Here is a 9,605-nt window from a genome sequence, read left to right on the forward strand (position 1 = left end):
GTCCGGCGGAGCCGCCGCCGTCGGGCTCGCGCAGCAGCGTCACCACCGCCACCAGGCCGGCGACCGACCCGCCGACCGGGACGACCGCGCCGCGCAGCCGCGCCCGTGTCCCCGACGGCAGGTCCACCCGGTCGTCGACGCCGGGGCCGCGGAGCAGCAGGAACCGGGCGTGGTCGGTGAGCGCGGCGTGGTCGCCCGCGTCGAGCAGGGTCTGCATCGCGGTGTTCGCCAGCACCGTGCGGCGCCCGACGGCGAGCACCGCCCGCCGGGTGCGGGACTCGGTGCGGGCGTAGGCGTCGAACAGGGCCTGCTGGGCGGGGTCGCGGTCGTGGAGCAGGGCGTCGGAGATGCGCGCGGCCGCGGAGCGCACCAGCGACAGCAGCAGCGGCGAGGAGTGCTCGGCGCGGCAGGACAGGTCGAGTACCGCCTCGATCCGCCCGGTCGCCGGGTCGCGCACCGGGGCGCCGGCGCAGGCGTAGTCGTGGAGCTGCTCGACGAAGTGCTCGGCGCCGACGATGTGCACCGGCAGGCCGGACTCCAGCACGGTCCCGACCCCGTTGGTGCCCACCGCGCCCTCGGCGTAGCCGAACCCGGCGGCGAACGCGTTGACGTCCGCGGACCGGGCGATCACCGCGTCGGTGTCGAGGCGCACCAGCAGCCGGGCCCGGTGGTCGGTGAGCGCGACGCACACCCCGATCCCGGCGACCTGCTCGACCAGCTGCTCCATCACCGGGCGCGCGCAGCGGACCAGCCGGGAGCCGGTGTCGAGGTCGGGGTGGAACCGGTTCACGATCATCGCCGGGTCCACCCCGCCCGCGATGCTGCGCCGCCACGACGCGACGACGTGGCCGGGCACGCCGGGCAGCGCGACGTCGGGCCGGTCGAGCAGCTCGGCCCGCGCGGACACGAGCTCGCGGCGGCGAGCGAGCAGATCCCCCATCGACGCACCTCTCTGTGCTCGTCCTCACATGATGCGTCACCGGTCAACACCTGTCGCTGTCCGAAGTTCGGACACCCGAGGAACGGATCGATCGTTCTAGCGTCGAGAGACCGTCGTCACACCCACACCCGGAGGACCCATGGCCGCCACGACCACCGAGCACGTCGACGTCCTGATCGTCGGGGCCGGGGTGTCCGGCATCGGCGCCGCGCACCGGCTGCGGGAGGAGTTCCCGGAGCGGAGCTTCGTGCTGCTGGAGGCCCAGGACGCCCCCGGTGGGACCTGGTGGACACACCGCTTCCCCGGTGCCCGCTCGGACAGCGACCTGTTCACCTACGGCTACCGGCACAAGCCGTGGAAGGGACCGTCGATCGCAGCGGGCGGGGAGATCCTGTCCTACCTCCACGAGGTCATCGACGAGGACGACCTCGCCGGGCGCATCCGCTACCACCACCGCGTCACCGCGCTGAGCTGGTCCTCGGAGGAGAACCTCTGGACCGCGGACGTCACCCGCACCGACACCGGCGAGACCCTGCGGATGACCGCGTCGTTCCTGTGGATGTGCCAGGGCTACTACAACCACGACGAGCCCTACACCCCGGAATGGCCGGGCACCGAGCGCTTCGCCGGGACGGTCGTGCACCCGCAGTCCTGGCCGTCGGACCTCGACGTCACGGGGAAGAAGGTGCTGGTCATCGGATCCGGCGCGACCGCGGCGACGGTCGTCCCGGCGACGGCCGCGACCGCCGAACACGTGACGATGCTGCAGCGCTCGCCGTCGTACTGGTTCCCGGCGCCGACCGTGCACGAGCTCGCGACGATGCTGGAGCCGCTCGACCTGCCCGGCGAGTGGACCCACGAGATCCTGCGCCGCACCTACGTCCAGCAGCTCGACTGGCTGGCGACCACCGGCCGCGACGACCCGGACGCGCTGCACGAGTTCCTGGTCGAGACCATCCGGCCGCTGCTGCCCGAGGGCACCGACGTCGAGAAGCACTTCGTCCCCCGCTACCGGCCGTGGCAGCAGCGCATCGCGTTCGTGCCCGACGGCGACTTCTTCGCCGCGATGCGCGCGGGGAAGGCCTCGGTCGTCACCGACACCATCTCCGAGTTCACCGAGAAGGGCGTGCAGGTCTCCTCCGGCGAGGTGATCGAGGCCGACGTCGTCGTCACCGCGACCGGCTTCGACCTGGCGGTGTTCGGCGACATCCCCTTCACCGTCGACGGCGAGCCGGTCGACTTCACCCGGCACGTCACCTGGCGCGGTCTGATGATCAGCGACATCCCGAACATGGCCTACGCCTTCGGGTACTTCCGGCACAGCTGGACGCTGCGGATCGACCTGGTCAACGACCTGATCGGCCGCATCCTGGCGCGCATGGACGAGCGTGGGGACCGGGTCGTCGTGCCCACGCTGCGGGCGCAGGACGCCGACATGCCACGGCTGCCGTGGGTCTCGGAGGACAACTTCAACCCCGGCTACATCGGACGCTCCCAGCACCGCATGTTCGGGCAGGGCGACCGTGAGCCCTGGACCCACATGCACGAGCACGACGTCGACCGGGTCGAGCTGCCGAAGGCCGACCTCGACGACGGTCTGCAGTACCGCTGACCCGACCGACCGCACACCCCGAGGAGACCCACCGTGCCCCGCATCCCCGTGTCCACCGGCGTCGAGCTCAACTACGAGACCGCAGGCGACGGCGACCCCCTGCTCATGATCATGGGCACGTCCGGCGCGATCCCGCTGTGGGGCGAGCTCGCGCACCGGCTGGCCCAGACCCACCGGGTCATCACCGTCGACAACCGGGGCCTGGGCGGCAGCGACCGCGGCTCCGGGCCGATCACGGTCGGCTCGATGGCCGCCGACACCTCCGCGCTGCTCGACGCCCTGGAGATCCCGCGCGCACACCTGCTCGGCTGGTCACTGGGCTCGGCCGTCGCACAGGAGATGGCGCTGGCCCGCCCCGAGCAGGTCGCCTCACAGGTCCTCTACGGCACCTGGGGCCGCACCGACGGCTTCCAGCGCGCGGTGCTCACCGCGCTGCGCCTGCCCTACGTGCACCGTGACATGGAGTCCGCACTGGCCGCGTCGGGGCTCGCGTTCTCCCCGCAGGCCCTCGACGACCCGAACGTGGGCGCCCTGCTGGAGGCGCTGCTGCCGGCGTTCCCGCAGGACGAGGCGCAGATGCAGGTGACCGTCGAGCAGTGGGACGCCGACCTCGTGCACGACACCCTCGACCGGCTGGACGCGATCACGGCACCGACGCTGGTCGTGGTCGGCGAGCAGGACCTGCTGACCCCGCACTGGCAGTCCCGCGCGGTGGCCGAGCGCATCCCGGGCGCCCGGTTCGAGCTGGTCACCGGGCCGGGGTCCAGCCACTGCATGCACCTGGAGCGGCCCGAGGACCTGACGAAGCTGGTCACCGGGTTCCTCGGCGAACAGCGGATCTGAACGGAGCGGCCGGGCGGACCCTCCCCGCCCGGCCGGCCCTCAGGACTCGCGGTGCGCCTTGGGGGACCGCCCGAACCGGGTCCGGAAGGCCCGGCTGAACGCCGCCGGGTCCGGCATGCCCCATCGCGCGCCGATCGCGCCTACCCCGACGTGGGCGGACTCCGGCCGGCGCAGGTCGGTCCAGGCGCCCTGGAGCCGCTCCTCGCGGATGGCCCCGGCCACCGTGGTGCCCTCCTCGGCGAACAGCTTGTGGAGGTAGCTCACCGAGATCGCGCAGGCCGCGGCGATCCCGGCGGGGTCCAGGTCGCGGTCGGCGATGCGCTCGCGGATGACACCGCGGGCCCGGGCGACGTGCAGGTTCTCCGGGGCGGTCGCCGGCACGGTGCTCCGCACCAGCGCGACGAACATGTCCCCGATGGTGCGGGCGACGGCCTCCTGCGCGGCCACGGGGACGTCGTCGCCGATCGCCCGGTCCAGCGAGGACAGCAGCGGCGGCAGCATCGCGCCGACGCCGCGACGGCCGTCGAGGGCGACCGCGGTGGCCTCGGCCATCTCCGCCCGGGACAGCGGCAGCGCGCTCTTGGGATGCAGGCAGACCTGGTACTCGAAGCTGTCGGTGGTGACGAAGGTGAACGGCCTGCTGCTGTCGTAGATCACGAACTCGCCGGGGCCGATCACCGCCTCCCGTCCGTCCTGAGCGACGAGTGTGCGGCCACGGCGGGCCAGCGCGATCTGCAGGTAGTCCTCGTCGGCCGCCCGCACCTGGCGCGGTGTGCGCTCGAAGCGGTGCGGCACCGAGGAGATCCGCCGCAGGTGGGTACCGGCCACCGAGGAGGCGGTGACCCGTCCGGAGACCAGACCGGTGGTGGACGGTGTCACGTCCAGCGCGACGAACTGGTCGCAGACCGTGGCGCGCCAGAAGTCCAGCCGGTCGGTCTCGGCCACGGTGGTGGTGTCGATCGTGACCAATGCCATACCCGAGCATCGCACGTGGACGTCACGAACGTGTTGCTCCGATGTGAGGACGTCGTCGCGCGGCACGTTCGGCCGCCCTGGTCCGTACCCCCTCGTCGGTGCAGAAGCCGGCCCCGGACCGCTTGAGGCAGAGCAGACCGAGTAACCGGCCGTGCCCGTCGACGACGGCGAGCCGCCTGCGCCCCTCGGCCCGCATCCGGTCGCGCGTCGCGGTCGCCGGCGCGGTGGGGGCGACGGTGCGCCCGGCCAGGGTGCCGAGCCAGCGGACCGGCGCCGCGGCGGGACGGCCGTCGAGGTCGCCGCGCTCCACCACGGCCAGCAGCACACCCCGGTCGACGACGAGCAGCGCGTGCACGTGGTCGTCGCGGAACACCTCCCGGGCCTGGTGCACCGTGGTGGTGCGCCCGCACGTCCGCGGGTGCGCGATCATCGCCTCGCCGGTGCTGCCGGGGGCCCACCCCGTCCCGGGACGCTCCGGCGCCGGGCCGATCATGCCGCGTCGCTCGAGTGGCCGGGCACCACCGGGAGGTCGGGGCGCACCAGCGGGACGAGGTTGTTGACCGCCAGGGCGGCCTCGCCGAACCCGACCGAGATCAGCCGGACCTTGCCGTCGAAGTCGGTGATGTCCCCGGCCGCGAACACCCGGGGCAGCGTCGTGCGCATCGACCGGTCGACGGCGATGTGCCGGCGGTTCATCCCGATCCCCCAGTTCGACAGCGCCGCGAGGTCGGCCTTGAACCCCAGCGCGGCGACGATCTCGTCGACCCGCAGGGTCTCGACGCCGTCCGGACCGGACACGTCGACCTCGGAGACGTGGCCGCCGCCGCGGACGTCGTGCACCTCGTAGGGGGTCAGGATCCGCACCGACGAGGCGCGCAGCTCGGTCACGCTGCGCTCGTGCGCGCGGAAGGCGTCGCGGCGGTGCACCAGGGTGACCGACGCGGCCAGCGGCTCCAGGCACAGCGCCCAGTCCACAGCCGAGTCCCCGCCGCCGACGATCAGCACGTCCTTGCCGGTCAGCTCGGCCGGGCGGGGCACCGCGTAACGCAGCCCGCGTCCGGCGTAGTCGCCGCCGGCGGGCAGCGGCCGCGGGGTGAACCGGCCCATGCCACCGGTGACCAGCAGCGCCCCGGCCCGGATCCGCACGCCGCGGTCGGTGGTGACGGCGACACCGTCGTCGAACTGCTCCAGCTCCACGGCGTCGTGCCCGAGCAGGTAGGTCGGCTCGGCCAGGGCGGCCTGCTCGACCAGGGAGTCGACCAGGTCCTGCGCCCGGACCCGGGGGAAGCCCGCGACGTCGAACACCGGCTTCTCCGGGTAGAGCACCGACATCTGCCCGCCCAGCTGGTCGAGCGCGTCGACGACGACCACGGACAGCCCGCGGAAGCCCGCGTAGTACGTGGCGTAGAGCCCGGTCGGCCCGGCGCCGACGACGACCAGGTCGGCGGTGAGCTCGCCGCTCACCGGGGCCTCCGCTGCGCGACGATCGGGTGGTCGCCGTCGGCCGGATCGGCGTCCTCGCCGCCGCCGGAGAAGCCCTGCTCGCGCACGAACAGCGCGTTGGCCTCGACGAAGTCCTGGTGCTCCGGGGGCATCCTGTGCTCCCAGTGGATGGCCTCGCTGGGGCACGCGGGCATGCACTTGCCGCAGTCGACGCACTCGTCGGGGTGGATGTACATCATCCGCTCGCCGGGGTAGATGCAGTCGACCGGGCACTCCTCCATGCAGGCGCGGTCCTGCACGTCGATGCAGGCTTCGGTGACGACGTAGGCCACGGGGTATTTCCTCCGATGTGGACGGTGACAGCACGTGGGTACGCGGCTCGGCCGGAGCAAGGGGTCTCCGGCCGAGCCGCGTGGCTCAGGCGGTCTCGACCTCGACGAGGGTGTCGGAGAACGTGGGCGCGTTGCCCAGGTCGCCGAACACGGTCGGGTTGACCGCGGCCAGGGTGGTGCCGGCCTTGGAGTTCTTGCGCCAGCCGCCCATCGGGCTCACCACGACCCCGCGGGACACGGTGTCCTGCAGCGACGCGACGACGGTGAACTCGCCCCGGTCGTTGAACACGCGCACCGGCGCCCCCTCGGCGATGCCGCGGGCAGCGGCGTCGTCCGGGTGGATGATCAGGGTGTGCTCGTTCGCGACGCGGCGGTGGAACTCGTGGCTGGCGAAGCTCGAGTTCAGGAACGCGTGCGACTTGGGCGTGAGCAGGTTGAGCGGGTAGCGGGCGGCGAGCTCGGGGTCCGCGGCGGCGGACTCGCGCGGCGGGATGTAGTGCGGCAGCGGGTCGACCGGCTGGCCGGGCTGGTGGTCGTTGGAGCCCTGCCGGAACAGCGGGACGACGAAGTTGCCGCCCGCCGCGGCGGCGGAGACGAACTCGGCCTTGCCCGACGGCGTCGGGAAGTTCCCCTCGGCGTGCGGGGCGTAGGCCTCCGGCGGGGCCACGTTGAGCCGCTGCCAGCCCTGCTCCTTCAGCGACTCGACGGTGATCCCCTCCATGTGCGGGTGGGACCAGTCGAACGCCTCGGCGATCATCTCGGAGTCGGTGCGCCGGAAGACCGGGTCGTCGAAGCCCATCGCGGCAGCGAGCCTGCGGAACATCTCGGTGTTCGGGACGGCCTCGCCCAGCGGCTCGATGGACCGGTGGTTGTAGGTCACGAAGAGGTGACCCCAGGAGAACATGATGTCGTCCTGCTCGAGCTGCGTCGTGGCCGGCAGGACGATGTCGGCGTACTCCGCGGTGTCGGTCATGAACTGCTCCGACACGACGGTGAACAGGTCTTCGCTCTCCAGACCCTTGATCAGCCGGTCCTGGTCGGGCGTGGTGACGACCGGGTTGGAGTTGTAGACCATCAGGCCCTTGATCGGCGGGCCGGCGGGCAGGTCACCGGCGAGCGCGGCACCGAGCCGGTACTGGTTGATGACCCGGGTGCCGGGGGTGAGCATCTCCGGGTGCATGAAGGCGCCCCAGTTGACGGGGAACGCCCACAGCGGCAGCTGCAGGATTCCGCCGCCGGGCCTGCGCCAGGCGCCGACGAGGCCGGGCAGACAGGACAGGGCGCGCACGGTCTGGCCGCCGCCGGCGTGCCGCTCGACGGCGACGCCGATCCGGATGACCGACGGCTGGGCGCCGGCGTACTCGCGGGCGAGCACCCGGATGGTCTCGGCGGGCACGCCGGTCTCGGTCTCGGCCCACTCGGGGGTGTAGCGGGAGACGCGCTCGGCGAACTCGTCGTAGCCGACGGTGTGGTTCGCGATGTAGTCGTCGTCGGTGAGGCCCTCGGCGATGATCACGTGCGCCATGGCCAGGGCGAGTGCGCCGTCGGTGCCGGGGCGGATCGGGATGTGCTGGTCGGCGGCGGCCGCGGTGCGGGTGCGGACCGGGTCGACGACCACGACCTTGGCGCCGTTCTTCCTCGCCTTCGCGATGTAGGGCCAGAGGTGCAGGTTGGTGCTCATGATGTTGCAGGCCCACACCAGGATGAACGTGGAGTGCACGAGGCTCTCCGGGTCCACCCCGGCGGTGTCGCCGATGGTCATGGCGTAGGCGGTGCAGGAGCCGGAGTCGCAGTAGGTGCGCTCGGCGACGGTGGCGCCCAGCTTCGCGAAGAAGGGGTCACCGACGTTGAGGCCGTTCAGGATGCCCTGGGTGCCCAGGTAGCTGACCGGCATGATCGCCTCGGGGCCGTGCTCGGCGGCGATGGCCCTGAAGCGGGTGGCGATCTCGGTGACGGCGTCGTCCCAGGTGATCCGCTCGAAGCGGCCGCTGCCCTTGGGCCCGGTCCGGCGCATCGGGAACAGCACACGGCCCGGGTCGTACACGCGGTCGAGGTAGTTGTTGACCTTCACGCAGAGGCCGCCGTTGGTGTACGGGTGGTCCGGGTCGCCGACGACCGAGGTCGCCGTCCCCGAGCCGTCGACCGTCACCAGCATCGCGCAGGTGTCCGGGCAGTCCTGGGGACAGGCGGCCTTGACCACCTTCTCGGTCAGCGGCGTGGCCGGGGCCTCGTGCGTCGCGGTCATGGGTGCTCCTCGCCTCGTGGTGGGATGGCGTCGCCCACGAGACTGGTCGCCCGCCGCGCGCCGGTCTTGGCACCGGGAGCACTGACGTTGTCCCGGGGAGCACAATCGCCCCCCGGGACGCCCGGTCAGGCGTAGGTGTGGAAGCCCCGCCCGGTCTTCTTGCCGAGCAGGCCGGCGTCGACCATGCGGGCCAGGAGCGGCGGCGGCGCGTACAGCGGCTCCTTGAACTCCGCGTACATCGACTCCGCGACGGCCTGCACGGTGTCCAGGCCGATCAGGTCGGACAGCGCGAGCGGGCCCTGCGGGTGCGCACAGCCGCGGACCAGTCCCTCGTCGATGTCCTCGGCGGTGGCGAAGCCGGACTCCATCATCCGGATCGCCGACAGCAGGAACGGCACCAGCAGCGCGTTGACGACGAAGCCGGCGCGGTCCTGGCAGTCGATCGCCTTCTTGCCCAGACCCTCCTCGACGAAGCTCCGCGCCCGGACCAGGGTGTCCTCGGAGGTCATCAGGCTCGGGACGAGCTCGACCAGCGACAGCACCGGCACCGGGTTGAAGAAGTGGATGCCGACGACCTGCTCGGGACGCTTCGTCGCCACCGCGAGCTTCATGATCGGGATGGACGACGTGTTCGACGCCAGCACCGCGCCGGTGTCGGTGACGAGCCGGTCCAGCTCCCGGAAGACGCCGGTCTTGAGCGCCTCGTCCTCGGCGATCGCCTCGACGACGAGCTCCCGGTCGGCCAGCGCGTCCAGCCCCTCGACGACCTCGAGGCGGGACAGAACCTCCTCGGCGGAGTCGATCCGGCCGCGCTTCTCCGCCCGGGCCAGCGACGACTCCAGGCGGGCCCGGCCCGCCTCCACCGCGGCGGCGGAGGTCTCGACGACCCGCACCCCGTACCCGGCCCGTGCCGCGACCTCCGCGATCCCGGATCCCATCTGACCGCAGCCGACGACGCCTACGCGCTCCATGAGCACCTCAGTTCCCTCTGCGCGTCCCGGGATCTCCGGGACGCGGTCGAACCGTCGAGACTTCCGTCGGCGGGGGGCGGGGCACAACCCGGCGCGACGACGGGTGCCCGGCCTCACTCGGCCGGTGCGGCCGGTGCGGCGGACGTGCACGTGTGCGGCGGTCCCGGACGCCGTCCCGCTCCGGCGCAGGCCGCCGGCTCAGCGACGGTCGGCCGGGTTCCCCACGGGGCGGGGCGCATCCCCG

The 9,605-nt window shown here is 72.7% G+C and carries 9 protein-coding genes; 2 read left to right on the forward strand and 7 right to left on the reverse strand.

What is annotated here, in order from left to right; all coding sequences use genetic code 11:
• Nucleotides 1-940, reverse strand: a 940-nt coding sequence (locus GTW08_RS13525) for a GAF domain-containing protein (RefSeq protein ID WP_346009901.1), incomplete at its 3' end; no start/stop codon positions are given.
• A 139-nt stretch (nt 941-1,079) separates the two neighbouring features.
• On the opposite strand from GTW08_RS13525, the gene GTW08_RS13530 reads away from it, so the two are divergent.
• Nucleotides 1,080-2,552, forward strand: a complete 1,473-nt coding sequence (locus GTW08_RS13530) for a flavin-containing monooxygenase (RefSeq protein ID WP_073577505.1) — start codon at nt 1,080-1,082, stop codon at nt 2,550-2,552.
• Nucleotides 2,553-2,585: 33 nt separating this feature from the next.
• Nucleotides 2,586-3,395, forward strand: a complete 810-nt coding sequence (locus GTW08_RS13535) for an alpha/beta fold hydrolase (protein ID WP_073577504.1) — start codon at nt 2,586-2,588, stop codon at nt 3,393-3,395.
• A 39-nt stretch (nt 3,396-3,434) separates the two neighbouring features.
• On the opposite strand, the gene GTW08_RS13540 is transcribed toward GTW08_RS13535, so the two are convergent.
• From GTW08_RS13540 to GTW08_RS13565, 6 genes are all read right to left on the reverse strand, one after another.
• Nucleotides 3,435-4,370 (reverse strand): helix-turn-helix domain-containing protein, encoded by a 936-nt coding sequence (locus tag GTW08_RS13540; protein WP_073577503.1) that lies wholly within the window; start codon nt 4,368-4,370, stop codon nt 3,435-3,437.
• 22 nt (nt 4,371-4,392) lie between these two features.
• Nucleotides 4,393-4,863, reverse strand: a complete 471-nt coding sequence (locus GTW08_RS13545) for a CBS domain-containing protein (protein ID WP_073577502.1) — start codon at nt 4,861-4,863, stop codon at nt 4,393-4,395.
• Nucleotides 4,860-5,834, reverse strand: coding sequence for an NAD(P)/FAD-dependent oxidoreductase (locus GTW08_RS13550; RefSeq protein ID WP_073577501.1), 975 nt, complete (start codon nt 5,832-5,834; stop codon nt 4,860-4,862). Before GTW08_RS13550 ends, GTW08_RS13545 begins: the two co-directional genes overlap by 4 nt.
• Nucleotides 5,831-6,145, reverse strand: coding sequence for a ferredoxin (fdxA, locus tag GTW08_RS13555; RefSeq protein ID WP_073577500.1), 315 nt, complete (start codon nt 6,143-6,145; stop codon nt 5,831-5,833). The genes GTW08_RS13550 and fdxA overlap by 4 nt, the downstream gene beginning before the upstream one ends.
• Nucleotides 6,146-6,230: 85 nt before the next feature.
• Nucleotides 6,231-8,390 carry a molybdopterin-containing oxidoreductase family protein gene (locus tag GTW08_RS13560; RefSeq protein ID WP_073577499.1) on the reverse strand — a complete coding sequence of 720 codons (2,160 nt, stop codon included), beginning with the start codon at nt 8,388-8,390 and terminating at the stop codon, nt 6,231-6,233.
• 125 nt (nt 8,391-8,515) lie between these two features.
• Complete coding sequence (locus tag GTW08_RS13565; RefSeq protein ID WP_073577498.1) at nt 8,516-9,361, reverse strand: 3-hydroxybutyryl-CoA dehydrogenase; 846 nt, start codon at nt 9,359-9,361, stop codon at nt 8,516-8,518.
• Nucleotides 9,362-9,605: the final 244 nt, after the last annotated feature.

It is taken from the genome of Pseudonocardia sp. SID8383, assembly GCF_009864975.1.
Lineage (GTDB): Bacteria > Actinomycetota > Actinomycetes > Mycobacteriales > Pseudonocardiaceae > Pseudonocardia > Pseudonocardia alni.

Excerpts from the sequence above, each read along its gene's own strand:
- GTW08_RS13530 (WP_073577505.1), top strand. The coding sequence starts at position 1,080 with ATGGCCGCCACGACCACCGAGCACGTCGACGTCCTGATCGTCGGGGCC.
- GTW08_RS13540 (WP_073577503.1), bottom strand. The coding sequence starts at position 4,370 with ATGGCATTGGTCACGATCGACACCACCACCGTGGCCGAGACCGACCGG.
- GTW08_RS13545 (WP_073577502.1), bottom strand. The coding sequence starts at position 4,863 with ATGATCGGCCCGGCGCCGGAGCGTCCCGGGACGGGGTGGGCCCCCGGC.
- GTW08_RS13560 (WP_073577499.1), bottom strand. The coding sequence starts at position 8,390 with ATGACCGCGACGCACGAGGCCCCGGCCACGCCGCTGACCGAGAAGGTG.
- GTW08_RS13565 (WP_073577498.1), bottom strand. The coding sequence starts at position 9,361 with ATGGAGCGCGTAGGCGTCGTCGGCTGCGGTCAGATGGGATCCGGGATC.